General features: G+C 37.1%; 22 protein-coding genes and 1 riboswitch. Of the genes, 10 read left to right on the top strand and 12 right to left on the bottom strand.

The window, feature by feature from the left end; all coding sequences use genetic code 11:
* Positions 1-5 precede the first annotated feature (5 nt).
* On the top strand, positions 6-914 hold the full coding sequence (locus CWB78_RS12200; RefSeq protein ID WP_171040348.1) for a TniB family NTP-binding protein: 909 nt from the start codon (positions 6-8) through the stop codon (positions 912-914).
* Positions 914-2,245 (top strand): TniQ family protein, encoded by a 1,332-nt coding sequence (locus CWB78_RS12195; RefSeq protein ID WP_171040347.1) that lies wholly within the window; start codon positions 914-916, stop codon positions 2,243-2,245. The genes CWB78_RS12200 and CWB78_RS12195 overlap by 1 nt, the downstream gene beginning before the upstream one ends.
* Positions 2,246-3,157: 912 nt before the next feature.
* On the opposite strand, the gene CWB78_RS12190 is transcribed toward CWB78_RS12195, so the two are convergent.
* Entirely contained in the window at positions 3,158-3,835 is a 678-nt protein-coding gene (locus CWB78_RS12190) for a hypothetical protein (RefSeq protein WP_109875201.1), read from the bottom strand.
* Between the two features lie 151 nt (positions 3,836-3,986).
* Between CWB78_RS12190 and CWB78_RS18795 the strand changes: the two genes are divergently transcribed.
* A complete protein-coding gene (locus CWB78_RS18795) occupies positions 3,987-4,124 on the top strand; it encodes a hypothetical protein (protein WP_171040346.1) in 138 nt (45 codons plus the stop codon).
* Between the two features lie 91 nt (positions 4,125-4,215).
* Here CWB78_RS18795 and CWB78_RS12185 read toward each other — a convergent pair whose 3' ends face one another.
* The 4 genes from CWB78_RS12185 to CWB78_RS18880 form a co-directional block, all read right to left on the bottom strand.
* Positions 4,216-4,698, bottom strand: a complete 483-nt coding sequence (locus CWB78_RS12185; RefSeq protein ID WP_036955025.1) for a hypothetical protein — start codon at positions 4,696-4,698, stop codon at positions 4,216-4,218.
* Positions 4,698-5,420, bottom strand: a complete 723-nt coding sequence (locus CWB78_RS12180; RefSeq protein ID WP_138570179.1) for a hypothetical protein — start codon at positions 5,418-5,420, stop codon at positions 4,698-4,700. The genes CWB78_RS12185 and CWB78_RS12180 overlap by 1 nt, the downstream gene beginning before the upstream one ends.
* 328 nt (positions 5,421-5,748) lie before the next feature.
* Positions 5,749-6,117 carry a hypothetical protein gene (locus CWB78_RS12175; RefSeq protein ID WP_138595816.1) on the bottom strand — a complete coding sequence of 123 codons (369 nt, stop codon included), beginning with the start codon at positions 6,115-6,117 and terminating at the stop codon, positions 5,749-5,751.
* 157 nt (positions 6,118-6,274) lie between these two features.
* Positions 6,275-6,490 carry a cupin domain-containing protein gene (locus tag CWB78_RS18880; protein WP_283234841.1) on the bottom strand — a complete coding sequence of 72 codons (216 nt, stop codon included), beginning with the start codon at positions 6,488-6,490 and terminating at the stop codon, positions 6,275-6,277.
* A 642-nt stretch (positions 6,491-7,132) separates the two neighbouring features.
* Here CWB78_RS18880 and CWB78_RS12165 point away from each other — a divergent pair.
* Positions 7,133-8,758, top strand: a complete 1,626-nt coding sequence (locus CWB78_RS12165) for a methyl-accepting chemotaxis protein (protein ID WP_138595814.1) — start codon at positions 7,133-7,135, stop codon at positions 8,756-8,758.
* Positions 8,759-8,844: 86 nt separating this feature from the next.
* On the opposite strand, the gene CWB78_RS12160 is transcribed toward CWB78_RS12165, so the two are convergent.
* Positions 8,845-9,156 carry a hypothetical protein gene (locus CWB78_RS12160; protein ID WP_138595812.1) on the bottom strand — a complete coding sequence of 104 codons (312 nt, stop codon included), beginning with the start codon at positions 9,154-9,156 and terminating at the stop codon, positions 8,845-8,847.
* A 178-nt stretch (positions 9,157-9,334) separates the two neighbouring features.
* A riboswitch (yybP-ykoY riboswitch) is annotated at positions 9,335-9,437 on the top strand.
* Between the two features lie 83 nt (positions 9,438-9,520).
* Between CWB78_RS12160 and CWB78_RS12155 the strand changes: the two genes are divergently transcribed.
* Positions 9,521-10,078, top strand: a complete 558-nt coding sequence (locus tag CWB78_RS12155) for a TMEM165/GDT1 family protein (RefSeq protein ID WP_024601069.1) — start codon at positions 9,521-9,523, stop codon at positions 10,076-10,078.
* A gap of 106 nt (positions 10,079-10,184) precedes the next feature.
* Here the strand turns inward: CWB78_RS12155 and CWB78_RS12150 are convergent, their stop codons facing one another.
* The 3 genes from CWB78_RS12150 to CWB78_RS12140 all read right to left on the bottom strand — a co-directional run bounded on the left by CWB78_RS12150 (position 10,185) and on the right by CWB78_RS12140 (position 12,847).
* Positions 10,185-10,709: a DUF6436 domain-containing protein gene (locus CWB78_RS12150; RefSeq protein WP_138595810.1), complete on the bottom strand. Its 525-nt coding sequence runs from the start codon at positions 10,707-10,709 to the stop codon at positions 10,185-10,187.
* The gene (locus CWB78_RS12145; RefSeq protein WP_075169949.1) at positions 10,693-12,159 is read right to left on the bottom strand and encodes a methyl-accepting chemotaxis protein; all 1,467 of its coding nucleotides are present in this window, start codon (positions 12,157-12,159) and stop codon (positions 10,693-10,695) included. The genes CWB78_RS12150 and CWB78_RS12145 overlap by 17 nt, the downstream gene beginning before the upstream one ends.
* Before the next feature lie 133 nt (positions 12,160-12,292).
* Complete coding sequence (locus CWB78_RS12140; RefSeq protein WP_138595808.1) at positions 12,293-12,847, bottom strand: isochorismatase family protein; 555 nt, start codon at positions 12,845-12,847, stop codon at positions 12,293-12,295.
* A gap of 204 nt (positions 12,848-13,051) precedes the next feature.
* Between CWB78_RS12140 and CWB78_RS12135 the strand changes: the two genes are divergently transcribed.
* A complete protein-coding gene (locus CWB78_RS12135; protein ID WP_249930455.1) occupies positions 13,052-17,506 on the top strand; it encodes an EAL domain-containing protein in 4,455 nt (1,484 codons plus the stop codon).
* Positions 17,507-17,555: 49 nt separating this feature from the next.
* Here CWB78_RS12135 and CWB78_RS12130 read toward each other — a convergent pair whose 3' ends face one another.
* Positions 17,556-18,449: a cation diffusion facilitator family transporter gene (locus tag CWB78_RS12130; protein ID WP_055011444.1), complete on the bottom strand. Its 894-nt coding sequence runs from the start codon at positions 18,447-18,449 to the stop codon at positions 17,556-17,558.
* Positions 18,450-18,672: 223 nt separating this feature from the next.
* Here CWB78_RS12130 and CWB78_RS12125 point away from each other — a divergent pair, with 223 nt between their 5' ends.
* The 4 genes from CWB78_RS12125 (at position 18,673) to CWB78_RS12110 (ending at position 23,590) form a co-directional block, all read left to right on the top strand.
* The gene (locus CWB78_RS12125) at positions 18,673-20,097 is read left to right on the top strand and encodes a sensor domain-containing diguanylate cyclase (RefSeq protein WP_055011445.1); all 1,425 of its coding nucleotides are present in this window, start codon (positions 18,673-18,675) and stop codon (positions 20,095-20,097) included.
* A gap of 170 nt (positions 20,098-20,267) precedes the next feature.
* Positions 20,268-21,119, top strand: coding sequence for a patatin-like phospholipase family protein (locus CWB78_RS12120; protein ID WP_138595804.1), 852 nt, complete (start codon positions 20,268-20,270; stop codon positions 21,117-21,119).
* Positions 21,120-21,324: 205 nt separating this feature from the next.
* Positions 21,325-23,349, top strand: a complete 2,025-nt coding sequence (locus CWB78_RS12115) for a hybrid sensor histidine kinase/response regulator (RefSeq protein ID WP_138595802.1) — start codon at positions 21,325-21,327, stop codon at positions 23,347-23,349.
* 49 nt (positions 23,350-23,398) lie between these two features.
* Complete coding sequence (locus tag CWB78_RS12110) at positions 23,399-23,590, top strand: DUF3185 family protein (protein ID WP_076920360.1); 192 nt, start codon at positions 23,399-23,401, stop codon at positions 23,588-23,590.
* Between the two features lie 93 nt (positions 23,591-23,683).
* Here CWB78_RS12110 and ahpF read toward each other — a convergent pair whose 3' ends face one another.
* The gene (gene ahpF, locus CWB78_RS12105; protein WP_055011448.1) at positions 23,684-25,261 is read right to left on the bottom strand and encodes an alkyl hydroperoxide reductase subunit F; all 1,578 of its coding nucleotides are present in this window, start codon (positions 25,259-25,261) and stop codon (positions 23,684-23,686) included.
* 161 nt (positions 25,262-25,422) lie between these two features.
* Positions 25,423-25,992 (bottom strand): alkyl hydroperoxide reductase subunit C, encoded by a 570-nt coding sequence (gene ahpC / locus CWB78_RS12100; protein WP_008115650.1) that lies wholly within the window; start codon positions 25,990-25,992, stop codon positions 25,423-25,425.
* Positions 25,993-26,161: the final 169 nt, after the last annotated feature.

Genomic DNA, 26,161 nt, shown 5'->3' with positions numbered 1-26,161 from the left:
TACAAATGAAGATATGGCAAAGGATAGCGGAAATCCACAATATGTATCACGTACCTTCAGAGGATAAACGAGCTCAACTTATTTATGGTGCCTCGGGTGCTGGCAAGACGTATATATTAAAGCAGTATCACGCTCAGTTTTTACCTGTTACTAAGCCAGAAAAAACGACAAAACCAATCTTTTATGTCGCTTTTAAGGAGTTTAAAAAAAGTACTGCAGAGATAACTCGATTTTTAATTTCAGAGCTAGACGGAACAACACAAAATTCTCGCACTACTGCAGCTGAATTGGATGCCCAACTTATCTCACTTCTCAAAGACCTAGAAGTGGAGCTAATCATTCTTGATGAAATTCAGAATATTGCCTCAAGTTATGATGGGATAGAGTTTCAACGAATTATTAAATATTTTTGCTATCTGATCGATAGCAACAAGATCCGTTGTTCGATTATTTTCGCCGGTACAAGCAGTGCTAAGCGCCTTATTACATTTGGTAGAACCGCCGGTAAATTTGACGATGACGAGCAGATGTCTCGTCGACAAATGCGCCCCATTGAAATTAAGCCAATCCTTCCTAAAACGAAAAACTGGATTGCCTGTTGTAATTGGTTCATTCAACAAGTTGGGTTGCCAAATTTAACAAAGGATGAGCACAGTGAGCTACTTGATCGTATTTACCTTGCGTACAGTGAGCACACCATGAGTACAATGCGCGATTTATTTTTACGTAATAACACACGAAATGCAAAAAACTATGATCAGCTTATAGAAGCCTTATTTGAAAACTTTGAGAAATATGCAATTGGGGCTGTCAATCCATTTGATTATGAACTTTTAACAAAAAAACAATTAGATGCATATCTAAATGAGCAAGATAAAAACCTTAGAAGTCAGTTCTATTCGGGGTTATGCTAATGCGTTTCCCAATAAAACCCTCTTACTATGAAGCGGAGTCAGGTATTGGTTATGTACTTCGTTTACTTAAAAGAAATGGCATACAATCAGAATCTCGCGTACTCAATAAGGCTATGCTAACCAGTATCATCAAAGGTAGATCAACAAAGAACGAACTCCTTGATCACCTTATTCCTATAACTCGCACTTTATCATCATTAAAGATAAAGTGCTGGACACATGCGAGATTGCTAACGCCACAAGTTTGTCCAGATTGTGTTAACCAATATGGGTATTTTAGGGCCCAGTGGCAAAATCCATTTTTACGACACTGTATTATTCATGAGTGTGCCCTGTTATCCGAATGCCCTCATTGCAATTCACCGCTGCAATTTACCATTAATCTTCTAAATGGCCGCTGCACATCACCTTTGTGCGGCTTACGCTTAACGCATATGCCATTGAATAATCAATTAAAATCACCTGAACAAGTCCACGATGCATACCTCATAGCTAAAGTGATAGTTGACGATAGTAATACACGAACGAGTTTCCCACCAAAGGAGATTACCTCCACATTATTAAATAGAGCGGCTGATATTCTTAATAACCCAGATAGTGCTAGAGTATTCTTAAGTGAAAGGGCTAAACGTGTACCAACAGATCTACCGTTGAACATTGAGTTTCACAAAATTGAAATTATTGTTCAGAATTTGCTATGTGAATGGGGGTCATTATCCACACTATATGAAATGTATAATAGCGAGTATATTCGTTCAAAAGCTCCCATAACTCAGCTTTGGTTTGAAGCTCAAACAGCCTCCTCTATAATTGGGGTAACGTTTAAACAAATCGCTCTTTTAGTCGAAGTTGGATTGATAAGAACTGATTCAAAAAAGGCCTTAAGAACAGATACTCGCGTTGAAATATCAGGTGTTTATACCTTTTTAGCCGAGTTCAGCCACAATAAAGATTACGTCCCCCTTTCTGAGCTACGTCGCTTTATGGCTCTTCATAATATCTGTATAACTGATGTACTGATAGCTGCTAAAAATAAAGAATTATCAATAAGATACAAACCTTCATTAGACTTAATGCATTCCATACACGTTTTGCCTGAAGCATTCGATACCTTTTGTAAATTACATACTCAACTTATAAGAGATAAAACGATGTCCGTTGCAAACGTAGCTGAAGTCACCGGTATACCAAAGGTAGAACTAATGAGGTTGATTAATACCGGTAAGCTCAGGCCCGTTTACATTCATGGCAATAATTCAAAACGTATACTTAATTGTGATACTTTGAAGTTGGCGAAAACGCAAAACAAACAGCTATCACTCGACATTTAGTACTTTGTAATTTCAACTTTAATTTTTAGGCCGAGACATGTTCTCGGTCTATGCTTTATTAATAACAATACCGGCAGTTCGCTAAAACTAATCGACTGAATATCAATAAGTTTAACTTTCCCTTTTTTAATAAAGGTTTAGTAATTTCATCCATAACTAAACCTAAATCAAACCAAATTTGAATTAACTCAACATTACAAATGAAGCTTCGCATATCTGCATTTTAGCTTTCACTTAAATGGCTTCATTTCTCTTTATCCTAAAAATCCATTTTCTAATCGATTTACTACACTTTTACTAAGTAAATATTAGCGTATAGTGTTCGCCACTAATTTACCGAATACAGAATCTACTTAATTATGTGCTTATTAAAATCAAGTCAGAGTTCTTCAGTGGCAGAATGAGAATATGCAAGGCAGAATGAGAACTTTTTGGCTGGATGAGAATTTGTGTTGGGGCAGTTTTTAGCTATAAATAATTCTCAATTTAAGAGGCGCAGTACCCATAAAGAATACAAGCTAAGTTATTGTTTTGAAATCTTATTACTTGGCTGAGATTCTCAAGTTATATGGCGCTGATCATTTTTTTGGCCAGCGCCACTTAAGTTGAGAATTCGCGGCAGCTTGAGAATTGTTTTAATTTCATTCGAGCTATGGCACTTAAATTGAGATTTATTAACTAAAGTCTGACCTTGAATTTAAGTAGGTTTAGGTAAATAGTTGAATGATTAAAATGAATTACATTAAGTCTGAAGAAACCTTAATGTATGAATATAGAATTAGTGAGTGGGCTATTTCCGGTTTATGCCATTTGCAGACAGTGGTAACGCCCTAATAACAGGCAAAAAATTGTTTGCTAATATGTTGAGGCACGAAAACCGCAAACTGTTTTTTGTCCTTGTTTATTAGCTTGTTATGAATACTTTTTAAGCACCGTATCTTTACAGTTTTTAAAAAGTTCTTTGGCTAATTCAGGTACTTCTAAGGAAGGATTAAATGCTGAATCTAATGTCCCAAGGGGGTTTTGCATTTGCCCAACCACAAAGTCCATTTCCATACTTAATAAGTATAAGGTTTTCAGTGAACTATGGAAATCCCTTTTGAACTCCTCCGATCTTTTCTCTTGTTTTTTAATAACCGCGTATGGATCAGAGAAATTAATTTCTTCAGATTTATTATGGACAAGCTTATTTCTTGCTGAGACTAAAGTTTTTAGAGAATTGTATGCTGCACCTGATTTATCGATACTTCTTTCACAGACTAATCGAGGGATTATGATCCATTTAGAAATTAAATCTAAACTAGCTAAATGTTGTTGGTAATATTTATCTCCAAGGTGCTTACCTGCGTAATCATTTATCGCTGATTCAACAGACATGGCAGCAAAAACAATAGCTTTTAGTGCAAAGTTATTTACTTCTTTTTCTAGTTTATACCTTTCGTCTTCATTAAGAGGAGATTGATCAATAGCTAGCACCTCTAAACAATTACAAAAATCAGTTTCCGCTATTTTAAAATAGGTTCCGTACAAAACATTAGATCTTGCCGATGATTCCCTCGGGTGAGGTATATGGTTATACTGACCGTTCACAAGACTTCCCTGTATTCATAACAATTTAATAGTGCGCTCAGCGCGCATATTTCTGCCGACTTAAAGCTCATTTATCTACTTTATATAGTTTTAACAAATTACCTAAGGCATTACTATCACTAAGTTTTCTAAATTTTTTAGGTAAAGTTAAATGAACCAATATGCGGGCAACGCTCATTTTCATGAATATATGCGCAAAGAGCAGTTTAACCAATCAATTAACGACGATATTCAGCCAGTCTCGATGACCGATTATCGCTCATACCCGAATTCTTTTGTAGCGAGCTAAGCTTAAACTCCATAAACACCGGAGTACAACTAAGCGTTTGGCATTGGTTTCTAAAAAATATGTTAATCCGCGCTACTTAGTTCTCATAAAATTATAATGGAGCTGTATCAATATTGATTTGATAAGGCTTACTGACAAAGTCAGCCATTTTTATACACTCCTTAACTGCAAATCCTCGTCCTTTGTAGCTTGCGAAAGCAACGTGAGTATTATCAGTTAACACTGCATATAATCTATAGTTATGTGTGTAGCCTTTTCTTGGTATAGCTTTAAAACCTTTAATATCTGATAATTTATAAACACGTTTAAAAATAGTATATAAACTACTAGACTTTAATTCCAAGGTTTGTTTTGCGAGATCAAAACGACATACATAGCCACCAAACGAGCCACTCCACCCTAACCAGCATATAAACCCAGATACCCATATCGGTAATGATTTTGCTTCATCAGAATTAAACACATTAATTAGTCCGATAAATAAAAAGAAACCACACAACAAAACTAGCAATAATCTAGTTAACCTTGGTTGTCGATAAATAGCTAGCTCACTAGATAGTTCTTTAAAATACATTACAGCACTCCGTATTTAACTAAGCCGGCAATGGCTGTAAAAACAAAAAATGGAAGGGATAGTTTTATTAGCGATTTGCGATCCCATATTTCAATGAAAACAAGATCCTCTCTATTAAAATCTACATCTTCCAGATGAGAGTTTGAATTAGCTTTTGTACTATCATGAGCAATTTGTGGTGAAATATCTAATTCGCTTTGAGCAAACCTTATCGGCGTTTTATTTGGCCAATCCGATATTGTTTCAGCAGCAATAATATTATATTTTTTATATAAAAACGAAATGAACATCTTAGCATCTGTATACTGATTAAATTCATATAACTGATCAACAAACTTAATTTGATAAGGGCCTTGCGCGCCTATACTACTTAATTCAAATGATAGTGTATCAAACGATGTAATAACTTTACTTCTTTGAAAGTAACCCCATAATGCGGTTTTTAAATTAAGCTGTTTTTCTGTCCCGTTAAACTCTAAGCGGCTCTTTTGACCAAAAAGCAATATAGATACTCCTAAAAAGAAGCTTGCCGAAGTCGCGAAGAAAATACTTTCCCCTCCTTCGCTTGCAACGGTCATCACGATGCTAATAATTCCAGGAATAAGCATAATAAACGCAAAAATTTTGCTTGTCATTTCGCGTCTTGAGGGCATTGTTGTATTACCACTTTGATCTGTTTTGAGAACTTTTTTTACAAGCTTGGATAGATTGTTATATTCCATTACTTCAACCTTAAAAGTTAATTATTACCTTATTTACATTAACATAAAGTAGCTAAGTAAACCTTATCTCACGATACTCATATCGTTCCTTATACAGGAGCAAAATTACTATTTACAATACAGTAGTTAGTTCAAGTCAGGAAAATCTTAAATGCATTTGATATAAAAAGGTTACCGTCCGGTTAACGCTTTCAAAAACAGAATATATTTCGATAACTACCTTTGAAGCACTAGAAACGGAAGTTTACTCCCGTTTTGTACTTTAAGATTATAAGACGGTGTCTAGTGAAAGCTGGGAAGTCTACATCGAACACATCTGTATTAGTGCTCATCCGAAGATATGGAATCCAGTTTGCAACCTTTCGACGATCGCGACCAAGCCTATTGCCATTACCACACCTATGAGAAACACTCCGAAAACAAGACACACATAGAGCAATGTCCAAGCTCTGGTAGTTTTTGACCCCGCCTGCTCTTCGGAAGTCTTATCGGAACATCGGTAGATTTGACTCAAACTTCTTTCCACCCCAAGAACGGTGCCACCGATCACTCCAAAAAGCAGTGCGACCGCGAAAGTGAGGACCCGATACTCCGCATTAGCAAAGCCATCCCACAAAAGAATAGCGCCGTTGGTCCAAGCTAATACAGTGCAACCCCATGAAGTAAGTTGATAAACAATTGTTAGTCTTTGGGTCATTAATTACTCATTTTTTTGGATTGTCTGCCTAACGCTGCGTTAAGTGGTGAAGAACGCCAACCACCATACCTAACCCACTATATCTTAAACACTAAATTAAACTTGAACTGAGATCGCCAAGTGTTGTGAATCCGCCTTAACGCTTTGTTATAGCGATTTACTTTAGACTTGCTTGGATTATCAGTAACTCAATTTCATGGTCCGATGTATTAACCAAACCATGGGTGCCAAAACGTTTATTAACTATCATATCTCCTGAGGCCACTTTTCTGTCCTCTCCTTCAATGGTCATAGTGCCTTCACCTTTCAAAATAATGTACATTTCTTCGTCATCTCCGTGAGAATGCTCTCCCATAGAACTTCCAGGTGGCATAACGACACGGATGGCAAAATCCCAAGCACCATCGAAATCTTTACGTCTGAATGCACGATAGATGTCTATTGAACCTTGTCCATCATGGCTATTTTCGTCGACTTCTTTATCGCAAGTGTAGAAATTACGTATCATCTTTTCCGAATTCCTTTTTGATTATTTTCCAAAGTTCAACTGAGCGCCATAACAACTTTATCAGAGGGTACTTTCCCTATAGTGGCGCGAAAAGTCCTTATTTTATGAACTTATATTAATAGCAAATATTGTAAGCTATTGCCAAATATAAACATTATGCTTTCTGTAGTTTATATAAATATGTAAAAAACAGGAAAGTTTCCCCTTATTCTTACTCGGTTAATGACGGCTCACCTGAAAAATCGGTTATCGCTCTAAGCGGCACTTCAATCACAACAAAATTTGCTTGGCGTCTTACAAACAATGGCAAGCTTACCTTTCCTTCTATTTACAGTAACAATAATTAAAATTGATTAGACTATGCGAGTAAAAGCCTTTTTAGATGAACCAGTCGTTAATAACTTAAAACACATAAGAGTTATTAAGCTAAATAATTTTTTATAAAAATTCAGTAAAATTTTTTTTCCAGATTATACTTTTTTATTATTGCTGTAATTTTGGACAACTATGTTAAACAATTATTCTGTGCGTACCCGTTTAGCAGTGCTTGCATTGCTACCAATTATGATTTTTTTAATTACATCGTTTTTTTCAATAAACACAATGGGAAGGTTAGTAGCAGGGATTGATAGTTTATACGACGACCGTGTCGTACCACTTAAACAAATTAAACATGTGTCAGATAATTACGCTGTAAATATTGTTGATTTACTTCACAAGTATCGTGCTGACTCTATTACCAAGTCAGAACTCTTAGCAAATATTAATGAGGCTAGAAATACGGCTGATAATGAATGGAAAGCTTACTTAAGCACACAGTTAACAGCTGAAGAAAAGCGCTTGGTAGATAACGTTGAAAATAAACTAAAGCCTGTGCTCGTGCATTTGAATAATTTAATTGTAAGTATTAATAGTGGTGAATTTTTATCACTACCACAAAATCAATTTGTTTATGAGCTTTACCAACTCTTTGATCCGCTTAGTGCCAGTTACCAGGCTTTGATTGATTTGCAGCTTAAAGAAGCGAGTGACTTTAGAGTTAAAGCTGATGAAAATTATCAATTTATAAAATTTATAATGAGTGTGACAATCGCGATATTAATTTTACTTCTACTGATTGTTGCCTACTTTATTTACTGCTCGATACAAAACCCATTAATGTCATTACGCGATACCATAACGGATATTGCAACCAATGCTGATTTAACAGCTCGTGCTAAGGTTCAGGGTAAAGATGAGATTGCAGATACCGCATCTAACTTTAATGATATGTTACTTCGGATCCAAGGTTTAGTAAAAGATATGGCAGGCGCAACACTAACACTTGCTTCGGCAGCTGAAGAAATGAACTCTATTAGTATTCAAGTAGCCAGTACAGCAACCCAGCAAGAGCAACAATCAGCTATGATTGCAACTGCAATTACCCAAATGAGTAGTGCAATAGAACAAGTTGCTCAAAACGCGCAAATAACCTCTGATAAAGCCACAAGTGCTGACATAAAAGCAGGCCAAGGTCAGCAAGCTGTTGCTGATAATATCGAGTCAATAAATACGCTTTCAACTTTGGTTAATACAAATACGCAGCTTATTACAGATCTAAATACACAAACCAATGATATAAACCAAGTTGTGATGATGATCCAAAGTGTTGCTGAGCAAACTAACTTGTTAGCCTTAAACGCAGCCATTGAAGCAGCAAGAGCTGGCGACTCAGGTCGAGGTTTTGCCGTTGTAGCCGATGAGGTAAGACAACTTGCCCACAATACTCAAAAAGCAACCGCTAGCATTAATGAAATGATCACAAAACTACAAGGCATGGCTCAGCAAGCTGTTAATGCGATGGGTAACGCTGAAAGCAGCGCTAAAGAGAGTGTCGACCATGCTAATTATTCTTCACAGGTACTCAGCGAAATTAACCAAGAAGTTACCGAAATTGCAGATATGAATACTCAAATATCAACCGCAACTCAGGAGCAAAAAATGGTCGCAAATGAACTAAGCAGTAATATTAATGAGTTTAGCGCGAGTATTACTTCTGTTAGCGAAAGCTCACAACAAAATGCTCAAGCATCGCAAGAACTCGCACAGCTTGCGGCAATGCTACAAGGACAAGTTAATGTATTTAAAGTTTAGTTGCTTTAATTTTGAGGCATATTAGCGCTTATACTTTAAATAAAAACCTTATATGCCATCATTTAAATGATGGCATATTGGTTACTTTAAGCGCTAGTTTGATTAGACAATATAGTTATCCAATCACTGGGGTTTGAAAGTATAAACTGATATGAGCTGCCATCTTGCGTGAAAACCTCTATTGCATCAGCCGTTATTGGAATAAGGCCTGCGCCCTTACCTTTACATTCAACCACTTTTAAAATTGTATCACGGGCAATTGTATATGGTTCTAACCCTAACTTTTCATTAAAAGGTTCAAAATTTAAGTCGGTTTGCGTAATCCAAAACTTTCCGTCCGCTTTCATCACTCCATTTTGAATGGTTGCCATTGTTGATTTAACGACAGTTGATTGCATATTTAAATTCCTTTACACGTGCATATAATTTCAAATTGTTCAACTTCCTTCTGTTTATTATTACAGCTAACTTGATAGCCAAAAGCAAGTTTATTTGTGCACTAACGCCACAAAGCCACCTTTTAAATTTAAAAGTTACCCGCATATATTTACCTGCTTTAAACTTTGTGGAATAATCGCTGCCCTCTTAGGGGAGTAGCCCGCTCAGTAATGAGTAAACTTATCAACATAATTGCACCTCATGTGCATGGTAAGTTTGTAATGTTGTAGCAAGCGTTATCGGCGAGACCTAGGTAGACACTATCCTCATGGCGGGAGATAGCTGTTTGCCTTGGTTTAGTATTCCCGCCTGAAGATTATATTAATGGATATTTTTTTAACCTCTACCGTCACTGTTGCCCTTGCTGAAATAGGCGATAAAACCCAGCTTTTATCTTTACTATTAGCTGCTCGCTTTCATAATAAAATTGCACTTATTTTAGGCATTCTCGCTGCTACTATTATTAATCATGGTTTATCTGCATGGTTTGGTGATTGGCTAAGCGGGAACTTTGCCGTCGAATACTTACCTTGGATAGTCAATATAAGCTTTATTGTGGTAGGGCTGTGGCTACTTATTCCAGATAAAGATGAAGAAGTGAGCCATAAATACGACCGCTATGGTGCATTTTTAGTGGCCTTAATCTTATTTTTTATTGCTGAAATTGGGGACAAAACACAAATTGCAACCGTGTTACTCGGTGCACAATATCAATCAGTACTTTGGGTTACGCTGGGTACTACAGTAGGCATGTTAATTGCCAATGTCCCTGTTATTTATGCCGGTAAGGCGTTACTAAAAAGAATTCCATTAAATACCGTAAGAGCGATAGCAGCCAGTGTTTTTGTACTGTTGGGTATTTATGGTTTAGTGACTATATAATGATTAAATAACGTTTAAATCACTCTTTAATCGTTAAACAATAAAAAGCGCTTACCTACTTTTATACAAGTTAGTTGTAAGCGCTTTTTATATAAGGGTATATGATTTAGGCGTTATTTACACAATAGCAGCCTTTTGTATCCGCTATTAATAATGATGAGTTAAATCCGGCCTGTAAATTACTAATAACGGTTTCCACAAACCCGCTACCTTGAGAGCATGCCAGCCCTTCAGATAAAGGCCCTGCATAAACAAACTCACCATTTTTATCAATTAAAACCGCGGCTGGTGTAGCCGGAACCACTGACTTTAGTTGGCTATTGAGTTTAAATGTTTGTACCTCAACGCCCTGGTTTTTCGCAAACTGCTGTAAAGATGATAGGTGTGGTTTAGCTTGTATAGTACATCCACACTTATCTTCTGTAATAATAAGTAATTGAGCACTATCTTTGTTTTGCCAAACCACCTGTTCTTTAAATTGCGAAAACCAATTGTGTCGTTCCAGCATTTTATTTTCATCAAAAGGCTTTAATTGGCCAAGTTGAAAATACACTAAACCCGAAACAACAACGACAAGCCACACACCAATTAAAGCAACAATAAAATAGCGCTTATTAGTTAAATTTTGCAATGCTTTGCTCTAACACATCAATACTCACATCAATCATTTGTACCTTGGCGGTAAGTTGATCAACAATTTTTCCGTCTTCATGTTGGCGTTGACGCATTTGATCTGTGCTTATTGCAATTTGCTCGGTATTGCCTGCCTGCTCAGCAACTACTTGTGCAACCGAATTAGAGCTTGTGGATACAGCCTGTATCTGCTCGCTCATTGACGAGATATTCTCTTTCATAGTGGCACTAATTTTCGTAAGATCTACAACAAAATCAACACATTGATTCATAGATTGTGTTGAAGTGCGGCTGTTATTCACTAAATCTGTTAACGTAGATGCTATTTTTGCTGTTGTTTTCTGGCTGTTATTCGCTAAAGAACGAACCTCATCTGCAACGACAGCAAAACCACGACCATGCTCGCCCGCTCTGGCTGCTTCAATTGCAGCATTGAGTGCTAGCAAGTTAGTTTGATCCGCTATACCTGATATTTCATTCAACAAACCTGTAATTACATCACCAGCTGCCACCAAATGACTTAGCTGCTCTTCTGTATTGGTTAGTAATGTGAGCAACTCCTTGCTCTTACTGTCTGTTTGTAATACTTCTTGCAAAGCTACATGAGCAGAATCGGTGATATTGCTAACTTGCTGCTTTAAAATATCACTCTCTTGCTCAACCAGTTTAAAACCGTGGGCTACTTGTGAACCTGAATTGGCAATATCATCGGTTTGTATATTTCGGTGCTTAGCACTGTCTGCCAGCTCATCATGCACATTAATAAGTTCTTGAGAATTATTTTTTAATGAATCGGATTGAGTTTGAACCTGTTTTATAACATCCGACAAGTATTCTAGTAGCGTGTTAAAGCCTACTACTGCACTGCTATTTGTATCATCAGCTCGCATTGAGAGCTTTACTTGCTCTGGATCTTGCATTATTTGCTCTGTGGCATGGCTTAACGACAAACCTGCACGACGTTCGCGTTGTAATGTTACTGCAATAAAACCAGCAACAAGGGCTTCTACAATGGCATAAGCTGCGTGAATAAGCACAGTTGAAAAAGCGAGTCGGTCGGGGTCAAATACATAAAACCCCGTGTTTTGCGTTTGTAAATAGTAAAAAGATAAATGATGAACAGCAACAAATACAATCGCCGTAATAAATACTCGCCACTCAACAAACATTATTAACATGGCTAAGAAAATAAATATTTCAAAATGCACTTCAATAAGCCCATAAGCTTGTTGAATATGCAAAAATGAAAACATCATAATAGCGGCAGCGACAACATGAGGTGTAACTTTACTTTCGGGTTGGGTTTTTAATAACCATATAGGGAGCAAGCACAGGGGCAAGCCGACCAAAAACGCCTCTGTTAATGTATCAAAATAAAGGCCTATACCAATAGACTCGACAAACAATAAACAGAATATGATTGTAAACAATCGGCTCACACTAGACATAAAAACCTTAATTAATTTTGTAATAAATTAAACACGCTTATTGCTAATGTAACCCTTAACAACTCGCAATTTTTTATTTTAAATCAAGCCCAGCATTACTAATTCAGGTTGATTTAAAAATGTTTTTAATGCGCTACTTAACAATTGATAGTATTTGTTTAAAAGTAGACGTCCCTGCTTTTTTTGTCCATTGAAATATTATTGTCTCTGCACATGATACTACTGCACCGGCTTGACGAAGCTGCTCAACCGCAATGGCTTTATGATCTGCATTTCTTGAAGCTATTGCATCTGTAGCAACAGTTACTGCATAACCTTGTTGTAGTAAATCTAAACAGGTTTGTAATACACAAACATGTGCTTCTGTACCCATAACAACCACATGAGGGCGCTGTAATTGCGAAAGAGTATCTAAAAACCCCTCTTCGGCGCAGGCACTAAAATTTATTTTTTCGATATATTGCGCGTTTGGTAAAGCTTGCTTAATTTTCTCATCACTTTCACCTAGTCCTTTTTTATAATGCTCTGTAATTATTGAAGGAATTTGATGAATAGCACTTGCATTTGCAAGCTGTAAAGCACACTCTAAGGTCGTATTAAATGAAGATATAGCTGGTGCTAGTTTGCTTTGTAAGTCGATTACTAAAAGTACGCTGTGCTCTGAGTTGATATTTTCTCTAAAATTCATTTGTAGTCCTTTCATTTTAGTTAAATTGACTTTTAACACCCACAAGCGGGCAACAATTAATTCACACTTATAGTGCTTTTTGTAATTTTTAAATTAAACTCATGTTATATTACAGCAATTCTAAATACCAACCTTGGCAATTAAAAAAGGTAAGTGCTTTTGAGTAAGTTTTTCTTCGTTGTTTACATATTTTTATTAGTTTGCATGCAGCAGAGCTTTGCCTCACAAACTTACTCTGAACAATTACAACGCGCATCCAAAAACGAACAATTGGCGCAAAGCTTTGTTGTAAAATCTGTCCAAGATGATATTGGCTATGTGTGGATTGCAACTACACAGGGGCTATTTCGGTTCGACGGCTATCAAGTTACGCCTTACGAAAACCAAACAGATTTAAAAAACAACTACATTATTAATATGTACAAAACCAATAACGGTAGCATACTTGTAAGCACACAACTTGCAGGTAGCTATTTAATTGATCCAAGTAGCTTAAAGGCTAAACAAATATACTCAGGTCATTTAAACCAAGACCAAGAAAAATACTCTCCCGTTATTGCAGTGGTTGAGGAGCTTACACACTTTTATTTTTCTATTGATTCGCACGTATACCGGTTTGATAAAAAATCAAAACAATTAACACTCGTCGCATCTTTGCCTGATGAAAATATGTTTATCCGTGCATTGTCACTTTATCAAAACACCTTATATATAGGTTCCGATCAGGGCCTGTATAACTACAGTTTTATCAATAACGAACTCCAACAAACAACACTTAGCGACACACAAAAAGTTACTAACGATAGTAACAACGTAAAATTTTTATCAGTAGACCAAGAATTTGGGTTGATGGTTGGTACGGTTGAGGGAATGTATCGGATTGCTTTTGATGAAAATAAAAATATAAACCCTACTGCAGTATCAACACTTATTAGTGACTATAATATTTGGGATTATGTAAACACACCCTATGGTGAGTTTATTGCTACAGAAAGTGGTTTATTTGAGTTTGATAGAGCAACCTTAAAGCTCACTGCTATTTTAAACTTCAAAGATAGTAGCTACAACATAACAGAAAACACCATCAACGATATTATGTTTGATGAATCCGGTTTGTTATGGCTTGGTTCACGAACTCACGGGGTATTAACGTGGGCAGCACAAACTAAGAAGTTTAAAAGAATTACACTGCCTGAAAATAATATTGTAAATGTTATATATCAAGATACGCAGCAATTGCTCTGGATAGGCACTGACGATGGACTTGTTCGTTATAACTCAAAAACGAAAACGAGTGATTTATTTTTACAATCTAAAGATAACAAAGCAGCTTATGGTTTATCTGCTATTGGTGATATTTTTCCTGCCAACACTAAAGGTGAGAACTATCTTTGGCTAGCTACTTTTTTTGGACTCGAGCTTTTTAACAAAGAAACGGGAACATTTGAACAAAACAAATTTATCACCGAGCATAATCTAAATACTGACTATTTATTTGGTATTACTCAGGTAGCGCCCGATAAGTTTGCTTATATCAATAATGATAACTTCTATATATTTGACGGTAACTCTGGTGAAAATAGAGTTATAAAAGGCTTAAAAGAGCTTGTATCGCCCTTACAAGCTTACGCATTCCATACCCCTTCAACGATGTTCCCTGGCGAGCTACTTTTAAGTACCTCTGATACTTTTTATAGGTATAACGAAGCAACTGGCACTTTAACTGCTATTTTTAAATCTAAAACGGCAAAAAAGAACCTGTACCATACGGTCGAGAATTATTACTACGATGCAAAACGAAAACTACTGTGGTTAGCAACAACACAAGAAGGCTTAATTGCCGTTAACGCTGAAACATACGAGCAAGCTCATACTTTTAATAAAAACAATTCATTAAATACTAACTCTATATTTGAGCTTATTGCCGATGATAATGATTTTTTATGGGTTAGTTCTGACAACGGACTGTATAAACTTAATTTAGATTCATTAAACGTAACAACTTATACAATAAAAGATGGCCTAAGTAGCAATCATTTTACTGCACTTGCAGCACTTAAATTGCAAAATAATGAACTCGTGTTTGGTAATCGTAGCGGTGTACTTCAGTTTGACCCCGATCAATTTAAGAGTAAACAACAAAACACCCAAAGCAAGTTAGCAATTACCAATATCAATTTATTTTCAGAGACGCTCAATTATACACCTGAAAAATATCGTAATGAACCGTTAAAACTAAAGCATGATGATATGGGGTTAACGGTTCGGTTTTCTAATTTTGACTATAAAAATATAAGTAAGACCTTCTACCGAGTAGAGCTTACTGGCCCCTCATCATTGAGCTATAACGATTTAAAATCTAACCAGGTGTTTTTTACTAAATTACAACCTGGTGATTATGTATTATCAGTATCAACTCAGCAGCGTAATGGAGTCGTTACTAGCGAACCTGTAAGGCTTAAATTTAGCGTCGCCTATGCACCTTGGCAGTCTCCTCTCGCTTATGCATGCTACTTCCTTGCTGTGACCATAATTCTGTTTTTATTTTTTTGGCAATACCGTAGCCGTAAAATAGCAATTGAGCGCGCCCACCGTGCAGCTATTCACTCTAAAACTCAAACTGAGCTCGCACTAAAAAGCAATAAAAGTGGTGTTTGGAACTATAGCTTTGCAGACAATACTGTAAACACAGCTAGAGGTATGGAGTTAGGCTTTGAAGACTTGCCTGAGCGCATTGATATACAAAGCTTTTTTAATATTATGCATCCTGATGAGCGCCGCAGAATACAAAGCAAGTGGGATACATTTATAAAACAGACTCAGTCGCAAGACTGGCAAGCGACTTACCGGTTACGCCACAAAGATGGTCATTGGTTGTGGTTTCATGACTTAGGGCAAATTATTTATAATCAAGACACTAAAAAGCCTGAGTATGTATCTGGTATTTTTACTAATATTACTGAGCAGTTAGCAAACGAACAGCAAGCAAAAATACTCGGTGAAGCATTTAGCCAAATCAATGACTTTTTACTTATCCTAGACGAAAATCTAATGCCTTTTTCAGCTAATAATAGCTTTATGGAGGTATTTTCTGATGATGGTGATGAGGGAGCTGTTACCTCAGAGCTATTTATCAAAGCCATTGGGCAAACCAAATGTAAAGAATTTGCAGCCACATTAAAGGCACTGCAACCCAAAGAGAATTGGCGAACAAATGCCTATGTTAATACTACAAAAGCACAGCAGCATCCTATTCATTTAAGTGCCACAGCTGTCGCTAATGAAGAAGGTAAAGTTGGCTATTATGTTATTGTTATAACAGATTTAACCGAACAAAAGCGTGCTGAGAATGAGCTACGTTATTTGGCCAACTATGATGCGTTAACCGGGCTACCTAATCGTAGTTTAATGAATCAAAAAATTGAAAATGCCATTACAAAAGCCGCTAAAAACGACTTGCAATGTGCGGTTATATTTATAGATTTAGATAAGTTCAAACCTGTAAATGATTCGTTTGGACATGCCGTGGGCGATAAATTACTGTGCAACATTACCGAGCGAGTTGGCTTATATCTGGGCGACCATGCGACCTTTGGCCGTCAAAGTGGTGATGAATTTTTAGTATTAATCGAGAACATTACCTCTATGTCTTCACTGCAGCATACACTTAACGAAATGAGTAGTGAGCTGGCAAGTAAAGTTATTATTGAAGACTTTTCTATTAATATATCTGCCAGTATTGGTATTGCCTTGTACCCCCATGATGCAAACTCAACAGATGCCTTAATACGTAATGCAGATATCGCTATGATGCATGCAAAACAAGCAGGTCGAAATGGATTTCAGTTCTTTAATGAAAAAATGAATGAGCAAATCAAACAAAAGCTTATCCTTGAAAATGACTTAAAAGATGCCGCAAAAGATAACCAATTTTTTAACCATTACCAGCCAGTAGTTAATACAAAAGATAAAACAATAAGTGGTGTTGAATTATTGATGCGCTGGGAAAACCAAGGAAAACTAATCTCTCCGGCTTTATTTATACCGGTAGCAGAAGAAACTGGCTTAATTGATATGCTTACAGAGCAAGCATTGCAACGTGCAATTACAGAGCTTGCGCCTGTTCTTAGCGTTAACCCACTGTTTTATATTTCGTTAAATGTATCACCAAAACATATTTTAAAGGCTAATATAACCCAGCGACTAAGCGCTATACTTGAAAAAGCCAATATCAAGCCACAGCAAATACGTCTTGAAATTACAGAAAACACGCTGTTAGAAGATAAGCACAAAGCAGCTAAACAACTTAAAAGTCTTCAAGCTGCAGGGTTTAAGCTGTTTCTAGATGATTTTGGTACTGGCTATTCATCACTCACTTATTTGAGCCAATTTCCAATTAACGTAATAAAAATTGACCAAAGTTTTGTAAATAGTATCGGCATAGATAAAGGTGACGAATCGATTATTAAAACAATTTACTCGCTTGCTGAAAACTTAGAGCTATATTGTATTGCTGAAGGGGTAGAGACGCGGGAGCAACTAGACTTTTTAACGAACATAGGTTGTCATAAGCTACAGGGCTACTACTTCGCACGTCCTATGAGTGCCAGCGACCTAATGAGCCCTGCATGCTTTGAGAAGATTATTGATTTAATCTAAAGCTATGGTAAAGAAGCGACTTAACCAAGTCGCTTTTAGGTTAAAATTTTTAATGTATGTGCTTGCATTCATAGCTTTCGATTTGTAGCACACTGTTACGAACATTAAATTTATCTGCAAGTAGTTTGATTACTTTTAAACGACATTCTTCATCATGCTTTTCTATAGTGCAATGTTGCTTTAACACTACGTGAGCACCTACTATCACTTTTTTATTCTTACGAACAACGGTAACGTTATGCACATTTGCAACATGCTCCATGCTGGTTATTTCTGTTTCGATATCTTGGACTTCTGGCAATTTTGCTTTATTTGAACGTAGCCCTTTAATACAACTAATTATCACCTTAATTCCCGTAAATAGTACAAATGATGCAATTAACATACTCGATAAAATATCAATCACATTCCAGCCCGTAATATAAATAAGAACACCGGCAACAAAAGTGGAAACAGTCGAGATTAAATCAAAAAACGAATGTAAAAATACCGCATACACATTAATACTAGCCTTACGGCCTTTATACAGCACCCACGCTGCCGCACCATGAAATAAAAAACCGATAGCTGCAATCACCGACATTAAATAACTATTTATGATCAGCTCATGTCCACCTTTGTGGTCCAAAAAGCGCTCAGCTCCCTCATACAAAATAAGTAAACTAATGGCTAGATAGAGAATTCCGTTGATCAGACCGCCGATTAATTCAGCTTTTTGGTGACCGTCGTTGTAAGTTTTAGCCAGATGAATAGCGAAGCTTGAGGCAATAAGTGCTATGAATAGCGAACTGTTATGAACAAATAAGTGGCCGGCATCAGCAAGAACAGCCAGTGAGTTAGCATAATAAGCACCTATAAGCTGAATAACCATAAACGAACAGGTAATTGCAAGTGCAATTAATAGACGGCGACGGGAGGCGTGATGTGTAGTTATTTCTGTCATGAAATATAAAAGGCCTTTACTGAAAACGAAGTAAGCTCATGAAATAAAGCAAATTGGGAAATACGTAATGATATACAATCACAATTGTAATACGTAGGCCAAATAAACGCACTAAAAACTTAGTAAAATACAAAAAACTGTACTAAAAATAACTAAGCGGATACAAAAATAATAATTAATTCATAAATATGGGTAGTTTTCATATTTTAATGCGGAGAAACCAGTGAGCCATGACTCAAACAATACAATTTGGCAGGTTTTTAATCTTATTAATTTAGCCGTAATTGTTTATGATGATAAAAACCAAAACTACACATTAAATCAGCATGCCAAAACGTTACTCAAAATAGAGGATGAAAGTGCTGTTAAAAAAGGTGCTTTTAGCAATGTTGTGTTGCGCGACTTTAGTAATGATGAAATTGTCAGTATTGAGCAGTTATTTTCTTCTAATATAACAACCGTTTTATTAGATTCTGAATCCACTTTACAACTGTTAAATATTGATCATTCTATAATTGATGGCTCTATATCTATGCTCACTTTAGAGCAAAATCATACACTCACAGAACAATACAACTTTGATCATATTATCTCTAAAATCTCTACCAAACTTATTGATATACAAAACGATAATATAGACCAACAAATTAACTTTGCCCTCAAAGCCATTGGCACCGTATTAAAGGCTGACCGCAGTTATTTATTTGAATTTAACACCGACAACGAAACTATTACTAATACTCACGAATGGGTTAATAAGGGTATTGTTGCTTGCAAAGACAGACTGCAAAACATACCAAAGGTTGAACTCCCCTATTTTTTTGAAGTGATGAATGAGAACCATCTATTTCAAGTAAATGATATTGAGCTATTACCTACTAAAGCTGACGCTGAAAAAGCAGAGTTTAAAGAGCAAAGCATTCAGTCGGTTTTATGCATAGGCCTTCGTTTCGATGAAGAACTGGTAGGCTTCATCGGCTGTGATTGCGTAAAAACTAAGCGCCATTGGAGCAAAATTGATTTGATTAGAATAAAGCTCGTAGGTGAAATCATCAATAACGCCCTCAAGAATATTAACTATAAAAAAAAGCTGCAGTTAACCCAACAGCAATTAATTAACGCAAATACTAAACTCAATAAATTAGCGAATACCGATGCACTTACTGATATTGCAAACCGTCGCTTTTTCGATAGCACACTCAACAGTGAAATTAAACGTTGTGCAAGACATAATCAGCCTATTAGTTTGATTATGTGTGACATCGATTTCTTTAAACGTTATAACGATAACTATGGTCACCAAAAAGGTGATGACACATTAAAACAAGTGGCGCGCGCTTTAAAAAGCGTATGTAAACGTGAAGGTGATATAGTGGCTCGGTATGGAGGCGAAGAATTTACAATTATTTTGCCGGCCTCTAATAAAGAACAATGCCAAAAGTTTGCTGTACTAATACAGCAAAAAATTAAAGCATTAAATATTCCCCATGAATTTTCTTCTGTTACTCCTCATATCACAATGAGCTTTGGGTATTTTACCACTTACCCAAACGCTAATACTAATATGCAAACGATAATAAAAAATGCCGACATTGCTTTATACAAAGCTAAAAAAGCAGGCAGAAATCAAATATGTTCTTTTGAATAACGTATATATTAATTTTTAAGAACAAGTTATCGCTTCTATTCCCTGCAACCTTTGATATTTTCTTATCCTAACTAATAATTAAAACAAGTCCCGAATCAAAGCAAAAAGTTGCTCGCACAGTTAGGGCACACTTGGTAGCATAAGTGTATTGTCAAAGGAAGGAAGTTAATATGAGCAATAGCCAACATGCATTAGTGGTAGAGGGTGGTGCCATGCGCGGTATTTTTGCAGCTGGCGTGCTAGATGAGTTTTTAGCACAACAATATCAACCTTTTACCAGCTATTTTGGTGTATCTGCTGGAGCAACGAACGTCGCGGCTTATCTATGTAAGCAAGCAACTCGAAACTACAAAGTGATTACTGATTATTCCTGTAGGCCTGAATTTATTAACCTTTCCCGATTTGTTAAAGGCGGCCATTTGTTTGATTTGGACTGGCTTTGGCAAGAGACCATACGTGAAATTCCTTTAAATACCGACGAATTCTCTCAATCCCCTCACGACTTTTATATTGTTGCAACGGCAATCGAGTCTGGGCAAGCTCATTATTTACAAGCAACAGGCAGCGAAATGGTAGAGCAATTAAAAGCCTCTTGCGCTATACCCATAGCTTATCGGGATTATCCAAAAATAAATGGCATGGCCATGACCGATGGTGGCGTTGCCGACTCTATTCAGGTAAAAAAAGCTTATGAAATGGGGGCATCAGAAATAACGGTTATCCTTTCTCAACCTTTAGGCTATCGTAAAAAAGATAACAAAGTACCGTGGTTAACTAAACAACTCTATAAAGATACTCCTGCACTTGCACAGGCCACTATTCAGCGTTCTAAAAACTATAATGACAGTATTGATTTTTTGCATAATGCTCCACCTGATTGTAAAGTAAATATTATCGCACCTCCAATGGGGTTTAAAGTCGGTCGCACCACTAAAAATCGGGCTATACTCAATTCAGGCTATCAAATGGGCATAAGTGAAGCTAAAACCTACTTGAATAACTCTCGATTTGCTAAGGAATGATCATAAGCTATAAAATCAACCTATAAGAAGTATACATTGATATAACCTTTGAATTTACAGCTTACTCCAGCTATTAATTTTTAAACCAACGGGGTAATGTAATAAAGAACGATGTGTTCGCCATCGTATTGCAAAAAACAGATTAAATTTAGGCGTGTTTTTTGCATTAAATTTTGTCTACACACCAAATAAATTAAGGGTTTTTGTGAATTTTCTTCGATGCTTTCATAATATAGTCTCAGATCAGCAGCTAAGCTTTGATCAAAAAATTGCAGACTTACTTGCTTTTGGGCTCGATGTTTTTCAACTCGACTTAGCTATTATCAGCCGCGTGAAAAATAATTCTTACACTGTTTTACATGCCATTACCCCTGACAATTCTCTTGCTATTGGTACTGAGTTTGAGTTAAACGGCACCTATTGCACGCATACCTTGTCGGCCAACTCTGCATTGGCATTTCATAATGCGTCGCAAAGTAGGATTGCAAATCACCCTTGCTATATTAATTTCCAATTAGAAGCGTACATTGGTGCGCCTATACGAATAGGCCAAGAGGTATTTGGCACTGTTAACTTTTCATCAGCGCAAGAATGTGCTCCTTTTAGCGATGAAGCTTATGATTATATTGAATTATTAGCGCAGTGGTTAGGCTCAGAATTTGCACGTAATCAGGATAAAATTAACCTCATTAAAAATAGTGACACTTTACTAAAGCTTGAAAGTGTTGCAAATATAGGCACATGGGAAGTCGATCTTGTTAATAACACCCTGTTTTGGAGTGAACAAACTCGACGCATTCATCAAGCCGAAGAAGGCTATACTCCAAATATAGAAACAGCCATTGAATTTTATAAAGCGGGCAAAAGCCGAGATAGTATTAATAAAGCGGTAGAAAATGCGGTATCTAAAGGGGAAAAATGGCACTTAGAGCTGGAAATAATTACCGCTAAGCAACAGAACATTTGGGTTTCAACCTTTGGTGAGGCCGAGTTTAACAACGGCCAATGTGTGCGGTTATTTGGTACTTTTCAAGATATAACTGAATCCGTAAAGTTACGCGAAGAGTTAAAACAAAAAAAAGCGCTTGCTGAACAGCTACTCAAAGATAGAAGTATGCTGTTTGCAAAAATTAGTCATGAGCTACGCACTCCGCTAAATGGCATCACGGGTATGTTAGCAACACTCATTGATGAACACGATTATGACAAGCGGGCGGAAAAAATTAAAGTCGCCCTGCGAAGTGCTGATATTTTATTGAATATTATCAATGAAGTGCTCGACTTTTCAAAAATAAATCATGGTGAATTAAAACTGGAACCTCACCACTCCCTACTTAAAACGGTATTTACCGATTTGGTTTCTTTATATTCGGTATTGTTTAGCAATAAAAACATTGAACTACGAGCCACTAACCTCATTCCTAATGATGTTTGGGTATATTGTGACACCTCTCGATTAAGTCAGATTGTCTCTAATTTACTGAGTAACGCGTTAAAATTTACAGAGCATGGATCTGTTTCTCTTGAATCGCAATTAGCAGTAGATACAAAGCACCCTTTACTCACCATTAAAATAACCGACACGGGTCGCGGTATGAGCGAGGCGTATTTAAACTCATTATTTAAGCCTTTTACCCAAGAGGTTGATGCTAACAACAATAAAGGTGGCACTGGGTTAGGCTTAGCCATAGTTAAAGAACTCGTTGGTTTTATGAATGGCAAAATTGAGGTAACCAGTGAGGTTAACGTGGGCACGTGTTTTACCTTAACTATCCCAATTGAGCTTGGTAAACAACAAACACAAACACCTAGCCTTAAATCTATTAATAGTCATAGTAATAAGCTATCGGTTTTAGTGGTAGATGATAACGAAATAAACCGGCTTGTATTAGAAGCGGCACTGGATAAGTTTAATATAAAATCAGACTTTGCTATAGACGGCCAAGATGCCCTGTTAAAATGCAAGCAAAAGCATTTTGACCTTATTTTTATGGATTGCATCATGCCTATCATGGATGGTTTCGAGGCCACTAGGCAACTAAAAGCACAAGGTATTTGTGACCCGCAACAAACCTATATTGTAGCGTTAACTGCTAATGCTTCCTCACAAGATAAACTAAACTGTCAGCAAGCGGGTATGGATATGTTTATAGCCAAACCGTTTAAGCTTCCAGCGATAGAAGAAGCAATTACAAATACACTAAAAAGACTGGGCGTAGCCACATTATAACAACGAGTGTCTCCCAGATTAACTTGTACTAAAAACACAAAGGATCATTATGACAAATAAAATCATTGGTATTGTACTTATTGTTATTGGCGTAGCACTTGGTATGTGGGGTTATGATGTTTACGATTCTGCATCTTCACAAGTTACTCGTGCATTGAATGGCGAAACCCCTGTAGAAGCATGGCTAGGCTTTATTGGCGGGGCAGTATGTATTTTAGTGGGTATTACCCGACTTAAATAGCACACAAAAAAGCCGCCTTTGGAGAGGGCGGCTTGGGTGAACAAACAGCTATGGGTGAGAGCTGTTTTATCAAGAGTCTTTACGCTAAAACTATTAAGCAGCGTTTTGCTCTGCATCGGGTGTTTGGCGAATTAAATAGTCAAAAGCTCCTAAGCTCGCAGTTGCGCCGGCGCCCATAGCAATAATAATTTGCTTAAATGGCGTATTGGTCGCATCGCCCGCACCGTATATACCTGGTAACGACGTTGCACCTTTGGCATCAATGAGTATTTCACCAAATTGACTAAGCTCAAGGTCACTCTCTTTTAACCATTCGGTGTTTGGTATCAAACCAATTTGTACAAATATACCGGCTAAAGCTAGCTCCTTACTTTCTCCAGAAACACGATCGGAATAATTCAAGCCTGTCACTTTATTACCATCACCGAGTACTTCAGTGGTTTGTGCATTTTTAATAATAGTAATGTTTTTTAAGCTATTAGCTTTACGAATAAGCACTTCGTCGGCACGTAACGTATCGGCAAATTCAAGCACCGTTACATGCTCTACTATGTTAGCTAAATCAATAGCCGCCTCAATACCTGAATTACCGCCACCTATTACAGCAACAGGTTTGCCTTTAAACAATGGGCCATCACAATGCGGACAGTATGCAACCCCATGGCCTTTATATTGCTGCTCGCCAGGTACGTTCATTTCACGCCAGCGCGCACCGGTTGCTAGCACAAGTGATTTTGCTTGTAATACTGCGCCATTTTCTAAAGTAATGTCATAGCCATCACTGCCTTTTTGAAGGTTTGTAGCGCGTTGGTTGTGCATTACATCAACATCGTATTCTTTAACATGCTCTTCAAGCTGGGCCACCATTTTTGGCCCTTCGGTTGCTTTTACTGAAATAAAGTTTTCAATAGCCAATGTGTCAGCTACCTGCCCACCAAATCGATCGGCAACTACCCCCGTATTTAACCCTTTACGTGCTGAATAAATTGCCGCTGATGCGCCCGCAGGGCCGCCGCCAACTACGAGCACATCAAACACTGATTTTTCATTCAATGCTTTGGCTTGGCGCTGTGCACCTTTGCTATCAACTTTATTTAGAATATCTGTTAGGCTCATTGCCCCTTGGCTAAAAGGTTCACCATTTAAGTAAACAGCGGGTACAGCCAATATATTTCTTTGCTCTACTTCATCTTGAAACAGAGCACCATCAATCATAGTGGCAGATATTTTGCTATTTGTAGCAGCCATTGTATTGAGCGCTTGAACCACTTGCGGACAGGTTTGGCAACTCAAACTGATATACACTTCAAAGTTTAGTTCTTGATCAAGTGATTGTATTTGCTCAATATCATCTTGGCTGGCTTTACTTGGGTGTCCGCCTGTGTGCAATAGCGCAAGTACTAAACTAGTAAATTCATGACCCATAGGTACCCCTGCAAAGGTAATATGAGTATTTTTTTGTGGCGAATGCACCACCATTGAAGGTCTGCGTGCCGTAGAATCTGGATTGTTACTCACACTAAACTTATCGCTTAGTGATGCTAAATCATTCGCTAAACTTTCTACTTCTGTTGACTTTTTGCTGTCATCCAAGGCGATAAGCAGCTCAACAGGCTGAGTCAGCGATTCAAAATGGCTTTTTAATTGGTTCTTTATGTTGTTGTCTAACATGGCTTAGCCCCTTACGGAAAAATAAAACAGCAGAACCCCCATGCCATCAGTGCATGTGCGAATTTTAGAAAAGAATGATGGCGTGGGAGAGTGCCCAGAGAGCCATGTAGGCTCACTGGTATTAGAGTCATGTTCTACTCTAAATTTAGTGAAGGTAAAGTTTAAATCTTACCAACTAGGTCTAGTGAAGGCGCTAATGTGTCTTCACCTGGCTGCCAAGATGCAGGACATACTTCACCGTCATGAGTGGCAATGTATTGTGCAGCTTGTACTTTACGAACAAGTTCTTTAGCACTACGACCAATACCTAAATCATGCGTTTCAACAACTTTGATTTCGCCCTCTGGGTTCATTACAAATGTACCGCGAAGTGCTAAACCATCATCTTCAATCATTACACCAAAGTTACGTGTAATGCGTCCTGTTGGGTCGCCAATCATTGGGTAAGTGATTTTACCGATTGTGTCTGACGTGTCATGCCAAGCTTTGTGCGTAAAGTGTGTATCTGTTGATACCGAGTAAACCTCTACGCCCATTTCTTGTAACTGTGCGTAATGATCTGCAAGGTCACCTAACTCAGTTGGGCATACAAATGTAAAATCTGCAGGGTAAAAGAAAAAGATAGACCACTTACCTAATACGTCTTTTTCAGTGAGTTCTACAAAGTCACCATTGTGGTAAGCTGTTGCATTGAAAGGTTGTAATTTTGTGTTAATCAATGAAGTGCTCATAGTATTCCTCATTTATGTTTAGTGTATTTAAAAAAGTTAACGCCTTGTGCGTTGGCTTGATTAATACAATAAGGCCATTGAGAAATTAAATAAAATTGATTGTTTAGATTAAAACAATCGATTTTTAAGATTGATGGAGATAAGAAGTTACAATAATTGAATGTGAGCT

Origin of the sequence: Pseudoalteromonas sp. S1612, from assembly GCF_005887175.1 — a bacterium.
Taxonomy (GTDB): Bacteria; Pseudomonadota; Gammaproteobacteria; order Enterobacterales; family Alteromonadaceae; genus Pseudoalteromonas; species Pseudoalteromonas undina.
Note: the sequence above shows the minus strand (reverse complement) of the source record. Positions and strands in the feature narration are given on the sequence as shown.